At 46.1% G+C, this 19,205-nt stretch carries 19 protein-coding genes; 9 read left to right on the forward strand and 10 right to left on the reverse strand.

Features of this window, described 5'->3' with window-relative positions; all coding sequences use genetic code 11:
* Positions 1–18: 18 nt before the first annotated feature.
* A complete protein-coding gene (locus tag TOL_RS19390) occupies positions 19–2,166 on the forward strand; it encodes a 3-hydroxyacyl-CoA dehydrogenase NAD-binding domain-containing protein (protein WP_015485892.1) in 2,148 nt (715 codons plus the stop codon).
* A gap of 112 nt (positions 2,167–2,278) precedes the next feature.
* On the opposite strand, the gene TOL_RS03485 is transcribed toward TOL_RS19390, so the two are convergent.
* The 5 genes from TOL_RS03485 to TOL_RS03505 all read right to left on the reverse strand — a co-directional run bounded on the left by TOL_RS03485 (position 2,279) and on the right by TOL_RS03505 (position 7,435).
* Positions 2,279–3,964 carry a flotillin family protein gene (locus TOL_RS03485; RefSeq protein WP_015485893.1) on the reverse strand — a complete coding sequence of 562 codons (1,686 nt, stop codon included), beginning with the start codon at positions 3,962–3,964 and terminating at the stop codon, positions 2,279–2,281.
* A gap of 38 nt (positions 3,965–4,002) precedes the next feature.
* Entirely contained in the window at positions 4,003–4,656 is a 654-nt protein-coding gene (locus TOL_RS03490; RefSeq protein ID WP_015485894.1) for a YqiJ family protein, read from the reverse strand.
* Positions 4,657–5,325, reverse strand: a complete 669-nt coding sequence (locus TOL_RS03495) for a PspA/IM30 family protein (protein WP_015485895.1) — start codon at positions 5,323–5,325, stop codon at positions 4,657–4,659.
* Positions 5,326–5,328: 3 nt separating this feature from the next.
* Positions 5,329–5,814 (reverse strand): hypothetical protein, encoded by a 486-nt coding sequence (locus TOL_RS03500; RefSeq protein WP_015485896.1) that lies wholly within the window; start codon positions 5,812–5,814, stop codon positions 5,329–5,331.
* 124 nt (positions 5,815–5,938) lie between these two features.
* Positions 5,939–7,435 carry a flavin-containing monooxygenase gene (locus TOL_RS03505; protein WP_015485897.1) on the reverse strand — a complete coding sequence of 499 codons (1,497 nt, stop codon included), beginning with the start codon at positions 7,433–7,435 and terminating at the stop codon, positions 5,939–5,941.
* Positions 7,436–7,777: 342 nt separating this feature from the next.
* Between TOL_RS03505 and TOL_RS03510 the strand changes: the two genes are divergently transcribed.
* The 3 genes from TOL_RS03510 (at position 7,778) to groL (ending at position 10,406) form a co-directional block, all read left to right on the forward strand.
* Positions 7,778–8,254 carry an FxsA family protein gene (locus TOL_RS03510; RefSeq protein WP_015485898.1) on the forward strand — a complete coding sequence of 159 codons (477 nt, stop codon included), beginning with the start codon at positions 7,778–7,780 and terminating at the stop codon, positions 8,252–8,254.
* Between the two features lie 158 nt (positions 8,255–8,412).
* Complete coding sequence (locus TOL_RS03515) at positions 8,413–8,706, forward strand: co-chaperone GroES (protein ID WP_015485899.1); 294 nt, start codon at positions 8,413–8,415, stop codon at positions 8,704–8,706.
* A 53-nt stretch (positions 8,707–8,759) separates the two neighbouring features.
* A complete protein-coding gene (gene groL / locus TOL_RS03520) occupies positions 8,760–10,406 on the forward strand; it encodes a chaperonin GroEL (protein ID WP_015485900.1) in 1,647 nt (548 codons plus the stop codon).
* Positions 10,407–10,527: 121 nt separating this feature from the next.
* On the opposite strand, the gene TOL_RS03525 is transcribed toward groL, so the two are convergent.
* From TOL_RS03525 to TOL_RS03535, 3 genes are all read right to left on the reverse strand, one after another.
* Entirely contained in the window at positions 10,528–11,256 is a 729-nt protein-coding gene (locus TOL_RS03525; protein ID WP_015485901.1) for a type 2 periplasmic-binding domain-containing protein, read from the reverse strand.
* A gap of 260 nt (positions 11,257–11,516) precedes the next feature.
* Positions 11,517–12,083 (reverse strand): hypothetical protein, encoded by a 567-nt coding sequence (locus tag TOL_RS03530; protein ID WP_015485902.1) that lies wholly within the window; start codon positions 12,081–12,083, stop codon positions 11,517–11,519.
* Positions 12,084–12,155: 72 nt separating this feature from the next.
* A complete protein-coding gene (locus TOL_RS03535) occupies positions 12,156–12,956 on the reverse strand; it encodes a hypothetical protein (RefSeq protein WP_015485903.1) in 801 nt (266 codons plus the stop codon).
* Between the two features lie 228 nt (positions 12,957–13,184).
* Between TOL_RS03535 and TOL_RS03540 the strand changes: the two genes are divergently transcribed.
* From TOL_RS03540 to TOL_RS03560, 5 genes are all read left to right on the forward strand, one after another.
* Entirely contained in the window at positions 13,185–14,357 is a 1,173-nt protein-coding gene (locus tag TOL_RS03540) for a glycosyltransferase (RefSeq protein ID WP_231848007.1), read from the forward strand.
* 1 nt (position 14,358) lies between these two features.
* Positions 14,359–14,673 carry a hypothetical protein gene (locus TOL_RS03545; RefSeq protein ID WP_015485905.1) on the forward strand — a complete coding sequence of 105 codons (315 nt, stop codon included), beginning with the start codon at positions 14,359–14,361 and terminating at the stop codon, positions 14,671–14,673.
* A 238-nt stretch (positions 14,674–14,911) separates the two neighbouring features.
* On the forward strand, positions 14,912–16,039 hold the full coding sequence (locus TOL_RS03550) for a putative solute-binding protein (RefSeq protein WP_015485906.1): 1,128 nt from the start codon (positions 14,912–14,914) through the stop codon (positions 16,037–16,039).
* A gap of 73 nt (positions 16,040–16,112) precedes the next feature.
* A complete protein-coding gene (locus TOL_RS19485) occupies positions 16,113–16,667 on the forward strand; it encodes a VF530 family protein (protein ID WP_015485907.1) in 555 nt (184 codons plus the stop codon).
* A gap of 36 nt (positions 16,668–16,703) precedes the next feature.
* The gene (locus TOL_RS03560) at positions 16,704–17,375 is read left to right on the forward strand and encodes a YoaK family protein (RefSeq protein ID WP_015485908.1); all 672 of its coding nucleotides are present in this window, start codon (positions 16,704–16,706) and stop codon (positions 17,373–17,375) included.
* Between the two features lies 1 nt (position 17,376).
* Here the strand turns inward: TOL_RS03560 and TOL_RS03565 are convergent, their stop codons facing one another.
* Together TOL_RS03565 and TOL_RS03570 are read right to left on the reverse strand one after the other, a co-directional pair.
* Positions 17,377–18,579 (reverse strand): cation:proton antiporter, encoded by a 1,203-nt coding sequence (locus tag TOL_RS03565; protein WP_015485909.1) that lies wholly within the window; start codon positions 18,577–18,579, stop codon positions 17,377–17,379.
* Positions 18,580–18,585: 6 nt separating this feature from the next.
* The gene (locus TOL_RS03570) at positions 18,586–18,909 is read right to left on the reverse strand and encodes a hypothetical protein (RefSeq protein WP_015485910.1); all 324 of its coding nucleotides are present in this window, start codon (positions 18,907–18,909) and stop codon (positions 18,586–18,588) included.
* Between the last annotated feature and the right edge of the window lie 296 nt (positions 18,910–19,205).

Raw genomic sequence — 19,205 nt, forward strand, 5'->3', positions numbered from 1 at the left:
ATCGACGGGAGAAACGGGATGGCGAATACAATGTTTACTCATGAGATCGACGATCAAGGTATCGTGGTTTTAACATGGAATGATCAAAGCGCGCCGGTGAATTCATTGGCGCAAGCGGCTGTGGCTGGCTTTGCTGAAGTGCTGGAAAGCTTGTTGGTTAACGATGCGGTAAAAGGCATTGTTCTGACATCTGGCAAGAGCGATTTTATTGTTGGGGCCAACCTGCATGAAATTCAAACCATGCCACAAGATCCAGCAACGATTATGGGCTTTATCCGTAAATTGCATGTGTTAATGCGCCGCATGGAAACGGCTGGTAAGCCGGTTGTAGCTGCTTTAAATGGCACAGCACTGGGCGGTGGTATGGAAATCGCGCTGGCCTGCCATCAACGTATCGCAGCAGATAACAGCAAAGCGCGTTTCGGTTTTCCCGAAGTGAATTTGGGTTTACTGCCGGGGGGCGGTGGTACACAACGCTTAGCGCGTTTATTAGGTATTCAAGCAGCGATGCCGTGGTTGTTACAAGCCACGCAAGCTAAGCCTGCTGAAGCCTTAGCTGCCGGTTTGATTCATGCCGTTGTTCCTGCAGATCAGCTGATCAGTGCAGCGAAAGAATGGGCATTAAATAACCCTAAAGCGATACAGCCTTGGGATGATAAAAAATTCCGCTTACCCGGTGGTGAAGTGCAATCGGCTAAAGCCGCACAAGCATTTATGGGTGCGGAGGCAATGTTGCGTAAAAAGACTCAAGGTAATTACCTTGCGCCACAGGCGATTCTGCAAACCTTATTTGAAGGTTGCCAATTGCCGATTGATGCGGCTTTAGAAATTGAAGCGAAATACTTCACTGAATTGCTATTAAGCGATCAGGCGAAAGCTATGATTCGTACTTTCTTTGTTGCATTACAAGATGCCAATAAACTGAAAAATCGTCCAAAAGACGTTGAGAAAAAGCAGTTTAAGAAAGTCGGTATTTTAGGCGCTGGCATGATGGGCGCTGGTATTGCTTACTCATCAACGCTGAGTGGTATGGATGTGGTATTGCTTGATACTAAGCAAGAAGCAGCTGATCGTGGGAAAGCTTACTCTGAAGGCATTTTAAAGAAGCGTGTAACACGCGGAAAAATGACCCAAGAAAAGGCGGATGCACAACTAGGCCGAATTCTCGCAACCACGGATTTTAATGATCTTGCCGGTTGCGACTTAGTGATTGAAGCCGTGTTTGAAGATCGTACGATTAAAGCCGATGTCACGGCTAAGGCAGAAGCTGTTATTGGTAGTGATGCCATTTTCGCCTCAAATACCTCAACCTTGCCGATTACTGGTTTAGCGCAAGCGAGTCAGCGACCTGAGCAATTTATTGGCCTACATTTCTTCTCGCCGGTGGATAAAATGCCGTTGGTCGAAATTATTATGGGCGAGCAAACATCGCAGCATACTTTAGCTTGGGCATTGGATTACGTGCAGCAATTGCGTAAAACCCCAATCGTTGTAAACGACAGTCGTGGCTTTTATACCTCACGAGTCTTCAGTACCTATGTGATGGAAGGCATGGCGTTATTGAAAGAGGGGGTTGCCCCAGCATTGATTGAAAATGCGGGTAAAAAAGCTGGTATGCCGGTTGGCCCATTAGCGCTAAGCGACGAAGTCACTTTAGAGTTAATGAACCGCATTGGTACTCAAACGCGCAAAGATTTGGGCGATGCCTATGTTGCTCATCCTGCCGATGAAGTCGTTAAATATATGGTCGAAGAGGCTGACCGTATTGGTAAACGGACAGGTAAAGGCTTTTATGATTATCCGGCTACCGATGATAAAACAGCGAAAAAAATGCTGTGGAGCGGTTTAGCAGAGCGCTTCCCTCTGGCGGTTACACAGCCTGATGCGGATTATGTGGTAAAGCGTTTACTGCATGTTCAAGCCGTAGAAACTTTACGTTGTGTCTCTGAGGGTGTGATTACTCGTGCCCATGAAGTTGATATCGGTTCTATTTTTGGTTGGGGATTTGCCCCTCATACTGGCGGTACGATTTCATACGTAGAAACAATCATTGGTATGGATCGCTTTATTGCCGAAGCGAATGAGTTAGCGGATGCCGTTGGCGAACGTTATCGCGTACCTGCTAATGTGATTGAGAAAGCGGCAGCAGGTTCGTCGTTCTATTGATCTCGAAGGTTCTGAGTCTGCTAGGATTTCCCTGATTCTAGTGGATGATGAAACAAAGCCCAGTATTTTGGTACTGGGCTTTTTTCGTTTCTAGCGGTCTAGCGCGTGATGCTTAATTCATTTTGATATCAGCAGCTAAGTCAGCAACACCAGCTTCTTTTAGCAGCGAATCGACTAGCGGAGCCATAGCACGATGCTTCAGTGCGCTATCAACCAGAGCTTCAGGCAAGCTTTGACTACCTTCGGCGTTGGCGTTCAAAATGCCTGTGCTGCCTCTCTCACCAAAGCCAGTCATACCATCAATAGAAATGATTTTCATACCATCAATGTTTTCTAGCGGTTTAACGCTTTCACGAATAATCATTGGTAAATGTTCGTGCAGACTCAGTACGCGTTTAAGCGCAATTTGAGCTTCGCTTAGGCTATTTAATGCTTCGTTCATCAATTGCTGACCTTCAGCATCAACCTTGTATTTTTCGCGATCTGCTTCAACGCGTGCGCGAATGGCATCGGCTTCAGCATGAGCCTGCATGCGTAGAGCTTCGGCTTTATCTTCAGCCGCCATTTTTTCGGCTTCAGCCGATACACGTACACTGGTTGCTTGGCGTTCTGCTTCTTTACGCGCTTCAATCAACTCAATTTCTTTTTCACGCTCAGCAATTTCAACTTGCTTAGCCGTGGTTACTTTTTCTTCGGCACGCACGGCTTCAGAGCGAGCAACGTTTGCCTCTTGATCGGCTAGTGATTGCTCTTTTGATTTTTGTGCAACAGCAATCGCACGTTCTTGTTCGGCAATTTCTAGTGATTTTTGCTTTTCAATTTCGCGTTCGGCCAACATACGTTCGCGTTCGATTTCTTGTTCGCGCAGGCGGCGTTCTTTTTCAATTTCTAGTAGGCGTGTTGACTGCTCAGCGGCAATGCGTGATACATCGACTTCACGCTTAGCTTCAATTTCAGCCTGCATCGCCGTACGTTCTTTATCGGCTTTTTCTTTAGCGATATCGGCTTGTTGTTGGGCTTCGCGGTTTTCAACTTCGCGCTCTTGTTCCATTTTGGCGTAGCGCATTTCACGTTCAATATCTAACCGTTGACGTTCGGCATCAAGGTTTTTCATCTCAATAAGAACGCGTGTTTCTTGTTCGACATCATTCACTTCTTTACGACGTGCTTCAATGGAGCGCGTCATACGTGCCAGACCTTCAGCATCGAAGACGTTATCTTGTTGGAAGAACTGACGCGGGGTTTGATCTAAACCGGTTAACGAAACGGATTCTAATTCCAAACCGTTTTTCAATAAGTCTTCACTCACCACTTGCTGAACTTTTTGTACAAACTGACTGCGCTGTTCGTGTAATTCTGCCATTTCCATTTCGGCGGCAACTGAACGCAGCGCATCAACAAACTTACCTTCGATCATGTCTTTTAACGCTTCAGGATCGAGAGTGCGCGTGCCTAAGGTTTGTGCAGCGTTGGCGATGGCATCATTTTCGGGTTTAACACGCAGATAAAATTCAGCCAGTACGTCAACTCGCATGCGGTCTTTAGTGATCAGCGCTTGATGTTCTTTACGTGAAACCGCTAGGCGTAGGGTGTTCATGTTAACTGGGATTATTTCGTGCAATACCGGCAGCACCATGGCCCCACCGTTCATAATGATTTTTTGTCCGCCCATACCGGTACGCACAAAAGAACGTTCTTTTGAGGCGCGGGTATATAGCCGCGCGAAGATCAGGCCGACGACCATCAATGCGATAAATAGCATCGCAGCGAAGAATAAAATTGCAGGTAAATTGTTCATCAGGACTCCATATCCTTAATTTATAGAAATTTTTTAGTTTATTTTAAATTCGGATTAGTTGGGGCAATGACACTAAAGATAGCGCCACGCTCTTCAACGAGTAAAACTTTATCGCCTTGCTTAAAAATATTATCGTCGATTGGCTCTACCATCACGTAATGGCTAGTACCAAAGCGATCGCTAAAGCGTGCTTCTGCCGCAGAGCCAAGACGAGCTTCGCCGACGGTGATGACAGCGATATGACCGACAAAACTGTTGGATGAAATCGACTCAGTTTCATCTTTAAATACCACCTTAGCCAAAATGCCTGTGCTGGTTCTTAGCACAGGTAAAGATCCCATAAAGGCGAGTGGCGCAGCGATAATAGCGGGTAGGGTAAATCCAAGCGTATTATCGAGGGCTAATTGTAGTGCCAGGCCAATAAGACTAAACGCTGCTAAAAATACCACCAATAAAATCAGCATAGGTACTTGGCCAAAGCGTATCCAGCCAAGTAGGTTACTTAAAGCGCCGCCGCTCGATCCGCTGCCATCCATATCAGCATCAATATCAATATCGGGTAGCAGGCTATCCAGCGCTTGTGACATTCCCAAGCCAATTAAGGTTAATGCTCCTTCCATTACCGCAATAATCAGCATTAACATGAGTGCAATGCTGAATGGCATATTGTTATCGGCGAACAAAAATTCCATCTAAGGTTTTACCTCAGATTTCGCTTTCGCTAAGCGCTCTTGAATGCGATTGTTGCGCGCTAGTGTTTCTAGTTCAGCCAGTTTTGCTGCGTCGGCATTGGAGCTAACACCCGGCGCACCGGCGTTATTCATAATGCGATTAAATGCACTGGTTGCATTCTCGACTTTATCAGCCGCATTAGATGTTGGTGCACCATTGCTGTCAGTGCCCGATTGAGCGCTGTGTTTGGCTGCTTTAACGTATTCATCCACCATGCTTTGCATTTCACGTTTCTTGGCTTGCAGCGCTTGAATGTATGAATTGAGTTCAATGATCTCAGCGTCGGCATCGGCAATGGATTTTTCGACCACAGGAATCATGGCTTCAATATCCATTTGGCGCGCGATTGCTGCTTCAGCTAAGTCATCGCGGCCAGCGTTTATGGCAACGTCGATTTGATCTTGTAGCTCAGCATGCTTGGCGTTGTCGTTATTTAAACCCTTGGTGCTTAAATAGCGTGCGGCTTCGACTTTTCCAAGTTGTTGGCGCACATCCGACATTGCGTCATCGATCTCACGGATGGTTTGTTCCATCACCATTTGTGGCGCAACATTTTCTAATGAATCGACCAAGGTATTTGCTGATGCTGAAATCAGGCGGCCAATACGAGTGATATATCCTTCAGCCATGACTTACTCCTTTCTTATTGGTGTTTGCAATTGTGCAATCAGATGCCGAATACGCTCGGCACGTGGGGTAATATTTTCAGCGTTAGCCAGTTGTGCAGTTTGTGATTGCAAGAAGCTGGGTAATAAGCGCGCTAGTAAATTTTCGCTCACGGGCAGTAAGCGTTGTTCCAGTTGTGACACAAACTGATCATTCTTCTCGGTTGCTTGCACCGCAGCCGCGGCTTCGTCGATGAAATCTAAAATACCATCAACGATGTCGCTACGGGTGTCTGGGATGTCTTTGCTCAGAGCGCGATAGGGTGCAACAGCATCACTGGCGCATAGATAGGCACGGGTGAAAGACTGAGTGCCTATCTGCTCGCGCGTCATACGAATCAGCTCACGAACCTTCTCGCTTTGCGTGACGGCCCCGTTCTGTTCGATGTGCATCAGATAGTCGTAGTCTTCTGCTGAAAGTCGTACGCTAATGGATTGTGACTTGTTGAGCATGCTCGTTCTCCGTGTCTGAATACAAATGTATACAGCGATTTAAGCAGGGTCAACAATTTTGTTGCAGGTAATAAAAAAGCGCTCAATGGTGAGCGCTTTTGTGGTGCAAGTAGGGCTTAGAGTATCAAGCGGTTTGTGCCTCGGTCTTGCTGCCTACTTTGTTTTCTTGCGGGTTAGAGTATTGCAGTTCTTTTGCATTCAGGCGGCTGAATTTAAGCGAAGCAAAGTCTTTAAAGAAGTTTTGGTTTAACTTCCACGGGCCTTTGGTGCCTTGTTGCGGTAATTGATCCTTCACTCGGGCAATGTAACCCGAACTCATGTCGATAAAAGATAACCGTCCAATCGTGCTGTCAGTATTGACGGGAACAACCTGTTTTTTGCCTGTTTTATCCATATGTTTGAGCAAGCGGCAAACCCAATCACCAATGAGATCGGATTTTAATGTCCACGACGAGTTGGTGTAGCCAAATACCATGGCCATATTAGGGATGCCTTCGAACAGCACGCCGCGATAACTCATTTTATCGGTGAAGTTAAAATCTTTGTTATCGAGGGTTAACTTAATACCGCCAAACATTTTTACGTTCAAACCCGTCGCGGTGATAATAATATCGGCTGCTAATTCTTTGCCAGATTTCAGTAAAATCCCATTTTCGGTAAAATGATCAATGTTATCTGTGACGACATCGGCTTTACCTTTGCTAATAGATTTATACAAATCTCCGCCAGGTACAGCACATAAACGTTGATCCCAAGGAGCATATTTTGGGGTAAAATGGCTCATGTCGAAATCTTCAGGCAACATCTTTTTATTGAAGCCGTAGATGAATTTTCGAGCACGCTCAGGGAAGCGCTTGCAATAATTAAAGAAAGCCATTGAAAGCAATACGTTGCGGCTGCGAATAATGCTATATACCCAAGTTTCTGGCAGGTATTTGCGCAAGCTGACAGCAAAGTTATCTTCTGCAGGTACTGGCAAAATATAGCTAGGTGAACGTTGTAGCATAGTGATTTTTTCTACAGCGCGCGCCATTGATGGAATCAATGTAACAGCGGTTGCACCGCTACCAATGACGACCACTTTTTTGCCAGCGTAGTCTAGATTTTCTGGCCAATGTTGTGGATGAATAACTTGGCCTTTAAAGTCGTCGCGTCCGGCGAATTCAGGTGTAAATCCTTTTTCATAATCATAGTAACCAGTACAGCTAACGACGAACCCTGCACTGTATTGACGACATTCACCGGTATTGGATATTTCCACATCGACGACCCAACGCGCGGTGTTGCTGTCCCAGTTTACCTTTTTAACGGAATGACTATAACGTACATGGGAAGTCACGTTGTTTTCTTCAGCGGCTTCACGAATGTAGTTGCAGATATCGCCTCCGGCGGCAATACCCTTGCTCGAGGTCCAAGGCTTAAAGTTATAGCCCAAGGTAAACATATCAGAATCAGAGCGAATACCAGGATAGCGGAATAAATCCCAAGTGCCGCCGATGGCATCGCGGCCTTCTAATATTGCGTAAGTTTTATTCGGACACTTTTGACTAAGGTGGCAAGCGGTACCAATACCAGACAAACCTGCACCTATGATCAATACATCGAAGTGTTCAATAGACATGGGGAAATCCTCAATAAACAAACAACATCAGCCTTACAGATCTGGAGTAGGGACTGGGCTGAAATAGTTTAAGCCGTTACGTTTTGTTCTGTTTGGCTTAATAAGTCTTAATGTGAACTATCCCGTTCTGTGCGCTTTTTGAACAGGTCATCGAGGGACAAACTGCTTTTGCGTTGGCCTAAAACTACCTTATTTGAGTTTTTCATGGCCGAATATGTATATTTCTGGCCGTGAAAGTTAATGTGCCTTGTATTGCCATAATTTGCCCCCAAATAAAGACTTACATTGGCGTTCCCCTTTCATCGGCGACCCGTGACTCCATTGAGTTAATTAGGAGGCCTTGTGCCACTTCTCTTTATATTTATTATCGTTCCTCTTGCCGAGCTGGCCGTGTTAATCAAGGTTGGTAGTTATATTGGCATTTTATGGACCTTCGCACTTATCCTGCTAACGGCGACGATTGGCGTCAGTATTCTGCGCGTGCAAGGGCTATCTACCCTGATGCGAGCTAGTCAAAAATTGCAGGACGGAGGCTTGCCGGCAAAAGAGTTAGCCGAAGGGTTTTTATTAGCTTTGGCTGGTGCCTTGCTGTTGACCCCAGGTTTGATTACTGATGCTTGCGGCTTTATGTTGCTAGTGCCGACATTGCGTGGTCGTCTTGCTGGCTCTGTGTTGAAACGTTTTAAACCGACTATGACCATGGGCAGCATGAATGGCGGCAGTCCATTTGAGCGCCCGATCAATCCTGCGGATCCTCATGTTCACCGCGATCAAGGTGGTCACGACATTATCGATGGCGAGTACCGCCGCGAAGACTAAATAAAGCAATTTTTTTATGCTTAAGGTGTTGAAATCAGATTCGGCACCCCAATAAAGACATCACACAGTTTGAAGCAAGGCTCAATGTCGGAATTATCCCCTTGATACTTGCTTCTATCATCAGCAAAAACATGCTTTTACATTGGAGAGACCTTCAAATGAAAATCCGTCCTTTACACGATCGCGTCGTGGTTCGTCGCAAGGAAGAAGAGCAAACTACTGCTGGCGGTATCCTGTTACCAGGTGCTGCGGCTGAAAAGCCTAATCAGGGTGAAGTGGTTGCTGTCGGTACTGGCCGCGTTTTGACGAATGGCGATGTGCAAGCACTCGCTGTGAAAGTGGGTGACACCGTTGTATTCGGTAAGTACTCAGGTTCGAACACCATCAAGATTAGTGGTGAAGAATTGTTGATTCTTAACGAGAGCGACATCTACGGCGTAATCGAAGCGTAATTTTCATCAGCTTTGATTCATTCATCTAACTTAATTCTGAAGGAACATTTTTCATGGCAGCTAAAGAAGTAAAATTCGGTAATGAAGCACGCTCAGCAATGCTGAACGGTGTGAACATTCTTGCTAACGCAGTAAAAGTAACCTTAGGCCCTAAAGGTCGTAACGTTGTTCTAGATAAATCATTTGGTTCACCAACCATCACTAAAGATGGTGTATCGGTAGCGCGTGAAATCGAACTGGAAGACAAGTTCGAAAATATGGGCGCACAAATGGTTAAGGAAGTTGCTTCTCAAGCAAACGATCAAGCCGGTGACGGTACCACGACTGCAACTGTATTGGCTCAAGCCATTGTTAACGAAGGCCTGAAGTCAGTTGCTGCGGGCATGAACCCAATGGATCTGAAGCGCGGTATTGATAAAGCGACTGCCGCGGTTGTGGAAGCATTGAAAGCACAAGCTCAACCTTGTACTGATTCAAAAGCGATTGCTCAAGTAGGTACTATCTCTGCTAACTCAGACGAAACTGTGGGTCAGATGATTGCTGAAGCGATGGCTAAAGTAGGCACTGAAGGCGTTATTACGGTTGAAGAAGGTAAAGGCTTAAACGACGAGTTAGAAGTTGTTGAAGGCATGCAGTTCGACCGTGGTTTCTTGTCTCCTTACTTCATTAACAACCAAGAAAAAATGGTTGCTGAGTTAGAAAACCCAGTAATTCTATTGGTTGATAAAAAGATTGATAACCTACAAGAACTGATTCCAGTATTGGAGGCCGTTGCTAAGTCAGGCCGTCCTTTATTGATCGTTGCTGAAGATGTTGAAGGCCAAGCCTTGGCAACTTTGGTTGTTAACAACCTGCGTGGCACATTCAAAGTAGCAGCGGTTAAAGCACCGGGATTCGGTGATCGTCGTAAAGCCATGCTGCAAGATATCGCGGTACTAACACGCGGTCAGGTTATTTCTGAAGAAGTGGGTATGTCTTTAGAAACGACCACTATCGATATGCTGGGTACGGCTAAGAAAGTGGTTATCAGTAAAGAAAACACAGTCATCGTTGACGGTGCTGGTACTGAGCAAGACGTTAAAGGTCGTGTTGAGCAGATCCGTGCAGAAATGGAAGCATCGACGTCTGATTACGATAAAGAAAAACTGCAAGAGCGTGTAGCTAAGCTTGCTGGCGGCGTTGCCGTTATCAAAGTGGGTGCCGGTTCTGAAGTTGAAATGAAAGAGAAAAAAGACCGTGTTGACGATGCATTGAATGCGACTCGCGCAGCGGTTGAAGAAGGCGTTGTGGCGGGTGGTGGTGTTGCTCTTGTGCGCGCCTTAACTCAAGTACAAGTGGTTGGCGATAACGAAGATCAAAATGTAGGTATTGCTTTGGCATTGCGTGCGATGGAAGCACCGATTCGTCAAATCGCAGCAAACGCGGGCGCGGAAGGTTCTGTTGTTGTTGATAAAGTGAAGGCAGGTTCAGGTGCTTTCGGCTTCAACGCAGCAACAGGGGAATACGGCGACATGATCGAGATGGGTATTCTTGATCCTGCGAAAGTAACTCGTACCTCTCTGCAAGCAGCAGCATCTATTGCTGGCTTGATGATCACCACCGAAGCGATGGTTTCTGAGATTCCAAAAGACAGCGGTGCTGGTGATATGGGCGGCATGGGTGGTATGGGCGGAATGGGTGGTATGGGCGGCATGATGTAATGCCTCCTGCCTGAGTATGTAGAATGCTCAGGCAACCCTGTTAGCTAATACGGAAAAAACATGGCTGCTTAACCGCGCAGCGTGTAAAACCGGCCTCACAAGGGCCGGTTTTTTTATGGCTTTATTCAAATTGCCATTCTGTATAAGGCACATAAATATTTTTCATCACATCAGCATACTCAGGTGAAGCCATAATAGTTGCTTGAGCTTCAGTGATCATTTGATCCGTTTTATTGCCTTGCCCACCGAGCGGCAGAATTGCATGAACATCGTAGGTACGATAGAGCTGTCTGTGAATATTGGTTAGATGCAGTTCTTTCAAAACAACATCGGTTACTTCTCCAGAAAAAATATAGCCATCGATACGTCCACTATTTAATTTTTTAAGTGCCCCATCAACTGAAAAAATGCCTTCTACGGGAAAATTAAAAAGGTCCGTATGGGCAGCATCCGTTGCTATGTTGTAGGCCGATAAATTATCAATATCAATCGGTCTATCTTTGCGCGTATAAAGAACGAAATTAACTTGAGTGATCACAGCTGTGGAGTAATCAAATCCTAACTCAGAATTGCTTTTATAAGGGTTTTTGATTAAAGGAAAATGAAAGTCCGCTTGTTTGCTAATGACATTCAATATTGAACGCTTAAACGGATAATATTCAACGCTAATGTCGTTACTGAGTACTTCTCCCCATAAATATACTAGACCGAGAAATTCATTCGGTTTATCTCTGGTATCGAGCATTATATCTGGCAGGCTGGCTTTAAAAGAGTCGGCATGTAGCGAAGTTAAAGATGTACAGAAAAAGCCAAAGCTTAGAATGATGAGTATTTTACTCAAAGACGGCATAGAGACCTCAATTAATACAACTACACGAGTAGTTAACTAGGACGCACGCAATGGACTTCCAGTCGCGCTACGGTCTCTTCAGACGGTCCACTTTTTTAGCCATTCAGGCTCTTATTTACAAGCTTGAAGATAGCCAGCGGGGGGATTAAAAGCAAGTTTTGACCCAGTTTCTGTATGTTTTTTACACAAAGCTGTAAGAGATCTTTGTTTTATATGTATTAAAAAGGCCGCATAAGCGGCCTTTTATAGCAAAATTGTAGTTATGCCTTTAGCAAGGTTAGGGCTGTGGCAGGAATCTGATCTTGAATATAGGCCATGGCCAACATCTGTAAAAAGTAGCTGCGATCCACTTGTAATGGGTTCACTTCATTTAAGGTGATGCCGTTATCTATATATAGCTCTTGCAGCTTAGTGACGTAATCGTTACCAGGCTCCATAACGAGAGCGGCAGCACCGACATCCGGTTTAACCTTATCGGCAAGCTCTGATGGTAAGTTAATGGCGAACACGACAGGCGTTTCATCTTTTTGAAAATAGATATTACGCGCGCGAGTCTTCTGTTCTGCCCAGTAATAGGCTAGTTCTTTGCTTTGCGTAATAAACACAGGATCTTTGCTTTCAAACTGACGACCACCTATGGTTCCCAGTGTTTGTTGGGTGCGATTTAAAAACTCGCTATCGCCACCACCGATTAATCCATCGGCAACAATGGCATCAACCAGCCCAGATGCCGTCCCGTGATACCAGATACCATCGCTAGCGATACCATTAACGCTTAATTTCGCGCTGATGTCGGATAAATAGTCAGGTGTATGCTTTTCTGTCATGGGTAAATTTCCGCTATCTGTGGCCATTACTGAGATGGCATTTACAATAGACGCTATTGTACCAGAAAGGTTTTAGCCTTTCCGCTGTAGGCGACGACTGAAAAGTGCGTAGGTAGCGAGATAGAGAATTGAGCAGAGCAAACCAATGGTCGTGCCCAACGCCACCCCGACCGTTGAATAGGTATAGCCGATGGTCAGTACGTAAATTACCAAAGCACCCATTCCATCGGGGTAATGGCGAATTGTGCTAGCTAGCATAGGCGCACCAAAACTGATGTGCAAAATCAGCATTAGGGGAAAGAAGCTGATCGGAAAGGCAGCCAATAAGCCGGCCTGTGTAGGGCTGAGTAAGCTCGCTAAACCAGTAACTAGTAATACCGCCGCGGTTGCAACGGCCGCACGAAACAATAGGGTAAACCAAGGTTTTAGCCATACCCCTTGTCTTGGTTTAACAATTGATGCCGCAGGAATTTGCTTAAACCATAGGCGAAACAGAATAATTGCTGCAACGACTGCGGCTAAATTGACTTCACGTTCACTTGGAAGAAATTGCAGCACCCAAGCACTGACGATAAAAGCGCCTAAGCTCACAACCAGTACAAGAGGTAGATATTTAACACTTGGAAAGCGTGTCATTGTCCACCAATAAGCGCCAGCCAAGCATAAAGATGATGTTAATCCACCTAAGCTGTGAATAGATGCAATGGCAGCAAAATCAGCGCCTTGCTCCATGCCAATAAAATACAGGGATATGGCACTGCCTAATGGAAAACCAGACATTAGTCCCGCCAACTTAGGCCCGCTGCGGCTAGCAATCCAACTTAATAGCAATACCGTTGAAAACGTAACCAGTATTTTGGCGGTTAATAACACTAGATGCCCTCTTAATATCAACAACAAAGTAACAGCGGTGATGGTATATCAGAAGGATCTCAGGCCTGTAATACCAATTTAGAAAAACGCTGAATTAATCAGGGGGTGCCTAGGTTATAGTTGTACTTTGTTCCTCACTTAGTATTTATTGTTGTTATGTCGGTGAAAAAATTATTAGTTGTAGGATACGTTTGGCCGGAGCCCAACTCCTCTGCAGCGGGTAGTCGCATGCTGCAGCTTATTGCCTGCTTTCAAAGCGCAGGCTATCAAGTTACTTATGCATCTGCGGCAGATATCAGCCCACATGCTATCGACTTAGCGTCGATTAATGTCTGCCAGAAAAGCATTGTTTTAAATTGCAGTTCGTTCGATCAGTGGGTGGCAGAAGTGCAACCAGATGTCGTGCTTTATGATCGTTTTATGATGGAAGAGCAGTTTGGTTGGCGTGTCAGTAGGGCATGCCCGCATGCCCTTCAAGTTCTCGATATGGAGGATGTCCATTGTCTGCGTCATGCTCGCCATGAAGCCGTTAAACAGGGAGAAATTTTTGACGGTGTTGCTGCACCTATGTCCGACATTGCGCTGCGCGAGGTTGCCTCCATATTGCGTTGCGATATCACACTGGTTATTTCTGAGTACGAGATGGAATGGTTGCAGAGCACCTTTGCCATTCCTGCTCAACTCTTGCACTACTCACCCTTTATGATCGAACACGTCGTGCCAGAGCTGCAGCCTAGCTTTGAGCAACGCCAGCACTTTATCGCAATTGGTAACTTTCGCCATGCGCCCAACTGGGACGCGGTATTGCAGTTAAAGCAATGTTGGCCCGCTATTCGCGCTCAGTTACCTCAAGTTGAGCTGCATATTTACGGAGCTTATCCACCCCCAAAAGCCACGCAATTACATAATACAAAACAAGGCTTTGTGGTGAAGGGGTGGTGTGATGATGCCTTTGACGTCATAAAGCACGCCCGAGTGATGCTAGCTCCCTTGCGTTTCGGAGCAGGTTTAAAAGGTAAATTATTGGACGCGGCTCAGTGTCAAACTCCCGCAATTACTAGCTCTATCGGTGCTGAAGGCATGTATGGTGACCTTGATGCTATGGCTAAAATTTGCGACACCGAGTCTGAGTTTATCGCCCAGGCAGTATCTTTGTATCAATCTAAGCCACAGTGGCAGTTGTTGAGTGAAGCCGGTGCTCAGCTCATACCCAAGCGCTTTTCGATGGATTATCATTGTCCGCTGTTGATAGAGCTCATAACTAGAGTGCAGCAACAATTAGAACAACACCGTCGTACAAATTTTTACGGCGCCATGCTACGGCATCACAGCATGAGGAGTACCCAATATATGGGCCAGTGGATTGAAGTGAAAAATCGACTCCAAGAATATTGCAAATAGAATGAAAACGTCGCAAAAAGCACTGGTTGGCTTATCGGTCAGTGGTCTTGTCACATTAGCACCATTCTTGTTGATGGTATTATCTTACGCTATGGCGGATATTGCCGGTTGCGAGCTTGCTGCCATCGGTGTTTCGCCTTGCAAGGTTGCCGGTGTTGAAGTGGGCGAGCTACTTTATAGCGTTTCAGTTATGGGTTGGCTTTTTTTAGTTATCTTGCCGATCGGCACGTTACTCATCCCTTTGTGTCTCTTATGGTGGTTATTTGCCAATCGTAAGGAACGCATTCCCGAGCCCCGCGGTCGAAGTCACTTCTAGGCCCTTTGAGGGGCGCTGCTATTATTTGACAGGTGTAATTGCGCCAGCTTAGAATCCTTACGGCTGGCTAGTAATTGAGCGGAATATTAGACGATAAAAGTTTTACCTAATGTTCTCGAGTGTTTCAGACTGTCCAAACCTGCCACCGGAGCGGCGGATTTTCCATAAAACACCTGCCGTTATGATGTTGAACGCGCTATGGTAGCGCCCGAAAACAAGAAAAATAGGAATCACCCCAATGAAGCGATTAATCACTACCGCTGCATGCGCTATTGCTACTTGTGTAGCAGCTATGACGCACGCGGCTCCTTTAAGCGAAGCTAAACGAGCGGAGCTAAGTGCCCACGCGATGGATCAATCGCTACCCATTGAAGAGCGGGTTGCGACGATCAAAAAACTGTATCCAGACATGCTTAATGCGGATGGCACAACGCCAACTCGCACCATTTGTGTATGGGATATTGTTGGTAAAACTGGCCCAATTTATAACGCCGCAGTTGATCAGCAAGCGCGTATGTTGGGCTGGGGTGTTGATGTTAAGCTTGAGGCTTACACCAGTGAGAGCGTATTAGCGGAAGACTTAAAAGCAGGTCAGTGCGATGCCGCTTTGTTTACCGGTTTACGTGCACGTTTATTTAATAAATTTACTGGCACTATCGACTCTATCGGTGCTGTGCCAAGTAGCGCGCACATGAAGTTATTGATGCGTGTGCTTACCGATCCTAAAAACGCCGATCGCATGGTGGATGGTCAATACGTTGTTATGGGTTACGCGCCGCTAGGAGCCGCCTATATTTTCGTAAATGATCGCGCTATTAATACCTTAGCTAAAGCCGCTGGTAAGCGTGTTGCGGTGATGGATTACGATCTTGTACAAGCAGAAATGGTTCAGCAAATTGGCGCTAACCCAGTACCAACTAGCATGATTAGTGCTGGTGGCAAGTTCAACAACAACAACGTCGATGTATTGCCTGCACCACTTGTGGCTTACAACATCATGGAATTGTACAAAGGTATTGGTGATACCGGCGGTATCGTTAACTATCCTTTCTCGCAGCTCACATTGCAGCTGATTGGTCGTGCTGAGCGTTTCCCTAACGAGTTGGCGCAACTGGTGCGTGAAGACTTCTTAAAACGTTATGACGATCTAGAGCAGATAGTTAATCAGCAGATTGGTGATATTCCAGAGAGCGCGTTCATTGAAATCTCAGATGATGATAAAGCGGAATACCAAGTCATGATGCAAGAAGCTCGCATTCAATTACGTGATCGTGGTTACTACGACCCGTATATGCTGACTTTGCAACGTAAAGTACGTTGTAAGTTCGAGCCTGCACACTTTGAATGCGCTAACCCAGTCGAATAAACCGCAGCATTCTCTTACAATAGACATTCGGCGGCCTGATGCACAGGTCGCGCTGAATCTACAGGTTTAACGGATGTCTGATTCCCCTCGGGAGCCTAGTGCTACCCGCAAGCAAGACCCACTCCACGGCGTGACCTTGGAGACTCTACTTGAACATCTCAGTGACACTTTGGGTTGGGATGTTTTGGCGTCTCTTGTACGTATCAATTGTTTCCACTCTGATCCTAGTGTGAAGTCCAGCCTAAAATTTTTACGCAAAACACCTTGGGCAAGAACCCTAGTTGAGCAGATTTATATCGGCGCACAGGCTGGCGAGGATGTAGAGCAAATTCGTCATCGCTTACGCCTACTCGCGAATGGCGGTGAGCCGGTACGGACAGTGAAGGCCGCGACCACGAATAACGGGCCAGTCCCAAAAGAGCGTAGTAAAAAAGCGCCTAAAGAGGGTAAAGCCAAAGCAGCAAGAACGCCGTCAGCTAAACCCGCGAACGAATCTGAGCGAACGGCTGAGCAGGGGAGTATGGCCGCTAATATTACGCGCCAGCCCGTTCCTACCCCTGAGAGTGCTACTCAATCTACACCGGTACAGCAACCAAGTACCATTGATCCTTGGGCAAAGCATCGTTAGATAATTTTGTAAAAACATTCGAACCAAGGAGATGCTGTGATTCACCGGTTACCAATATGGATTATTCTTGGCAGCGTTTTATTAGCGTTAAACGCCGGTTTTATTAATAGCGTCGCCTTACTCAGTTTTGCAAATAATGCGGTGTCGCATGTGACAGGGACGGCGACTATTGCCGCAGACGCTTTGGTGAGAGGTCATTGGCAAACCTTGGCCAATACCGGGTTGATCGTCATCTGCTTTTTACTTGGTGCTATTATCAGCGGTGCGATTGTCGGTAACGAAGCTTTGCGTATGGGGCGTCGTTATGGGGTTGCGCTGTTATTAGAGTCGATTCTTTTAGCGCTTGCTTGGTACGGCTTTCGCCAAGGCGCGTTTTATGCCGAATTATGTGCCTCTGCAGCCTGTGGTTTGCAGAATGCTATGGTCGCCACTTACAGTGGGTCAGTTATTCGTACAACCCATTTAACCGGAATAGTATCGGACATTGGCTCTACCTTAGGTAATTTTTTTGCCGGTCGTGGCTTATTAAAAACCCAGTTGAAATTGCAGAGTGCGATCTTATTTGCATTCTTAGGTGGCGCAGCTGTCGGCTCCGTTGTGTTTCAATACTGGCATTATCACGCTGTTTTATTATCGTCACTTTGGGTCTTGTTTGTCGCAGGCGTGTACGTTATCTACAGCCAAAAAAATCGATATTCAGCTCAATAACTTACGTTTTGAAGAGTCTGCTCCAAAGCTGTGTAGACAAGCCGTGCAGGATAATACTCATGAATATTGTGACTACTGTAGTGGCAAAAAGCTGCGGGTAGTGATCTATTTTATCGGCAAAACCCAGTTCATCGACGGCCAGTAATAAATATAAAATACTGGCAATACCGCGCGGTCCAAACCAAGCTAAAAAGCTTTGTTGTTTGAAGCTTAAACCTGAACCTAAAAGGCTAATAAATACCGGAATCATGCGAATAATTGTGAGGCTCAGTAAGGCATAAATGACCGTGTAGCCATCAATTAAGGGTAAGGCCTCGGGGATATAAATAAGGCCGAATAAAAAGAACATCAGCAGGCTGAGTAGTTGGCCTTCAGCGGCGCCAAATTCCTTGAGACGTTGAATCACAATCGTGCGGTGTGATTGTAGAAATAACCCCGCCATAAAGGCAGAAATAAAACCATTACCTCCAATAGCTTCGCTCACGGTATAAGCGAGTACTGCAAGAGAGAGAGACGATAGTCGCTGGTAAACCGGTGACATTAAGCTGCTTTCTGATGCGGTTTGTACCAAATAACCGCCTAGTCGACCCACGGCAATGCCAACCACCGTTCCTAGTAGTACTTGCTGCAGAAAGAAACCAAGCCATTGCCAATGGTCAAATTCGATCATAGAGCCCGCGGAAATTAACGCTAATACAAGTAATAAAACTGGTAGCGCCAAGCCATCGTTTAAGCCACTTTCAACCGATACCGAATGACGTAATGATTCATCGATTTCTTTATGATCAAAAATAGATTGAGCAAGGGCGGCGTCGGTGGGAGTCAGAATAACCGCGAGTAACGCTGCAGAAAGCCAGCTAATGCCGAGTAATGTATGGGCAACCCAAGTACCAGCAATAATGGTTAAAGGTAGGCCGATTGCGAGTAAGCGAATCGGTAGAATCTCGAACTGCACTAAGTGTTTGCGTTCAATCTGACTTGCGTCGGTGAAAAGAATCAAGATCAGGGTGAATTCGGCAATGGTTTTTAGGCCTTGAGCGCTAACGTCATGCTCAGATAAATTGAGTAATAAAGGACTGATTAAAACGCCTAAGCCAGTGAACAGCATGGGCGCAGTGAGAGCCACTTGCTCTATGCGGCGCGATACCAGACCAAACACAAAAACTGCAACAGCAATAATGAGTGCGAGAGGTTCTTCTAGCATTTGGGTTTACTCGTCTTGCCACACGACACGTAACGGTTCACCAAAGTCGTCGTAGATCACTTTTTGTTTAGGTACTTTGCGAGGAGGAGCCTTGCGTGCAGGGCGACTGCGCTTGGCTTCTTTGCGTTGATCTATGGCTTTGAGAACATCATCGACAGGCGTGCGTTCTTGGCGTTTATCAAAGCTCATTGAGCGTTCGTGGTAGCGGCCATCGACTAAGCCAGATTCGCCACGGGCGACTTCGCGCACAGCGCCACCCTGTTGTAGAAACTGTTCAATTTCCTCGTTCAATTGATTGCGGACTTCTCGTTTGGTCGTCTTCTTTTTCATAGAGCATCCGGTAAAGAGGTGTACGCACGACCTAGCAAAGGCCGTATAAAATGATCGCCAGTCGCACAGTATACGCTTTGACGCCCAACTCTTCTTGCTTGTTGCAAGGGTATTTTCTAAACCAAGGACTTTTTAGCGCTTCTGATCTGCGTTTTCGCGGCTAAATAATCCGATGTCATAATGCCCAAGTGCCCTTGTTTACTGGACTCTACCGGCTGTTTGCAGTACAGTCCCGCGCCTTCCTCGTGCCAATTTGGTTTTTTCTCCTCTCTGGCATACCCATCTGCGCTAGTCGC

The sequence above is a fragment of the Thalassolituus oleivorans MIL-1 genome, from assembly GCF_000355675.1.
GTDB lineage: Bacteria > Pseudomonadota > Gammaproteobacteria > Pseudomonadales > Oceanobacteraceae > Thalassolituus > Thalassolituus oleivorans.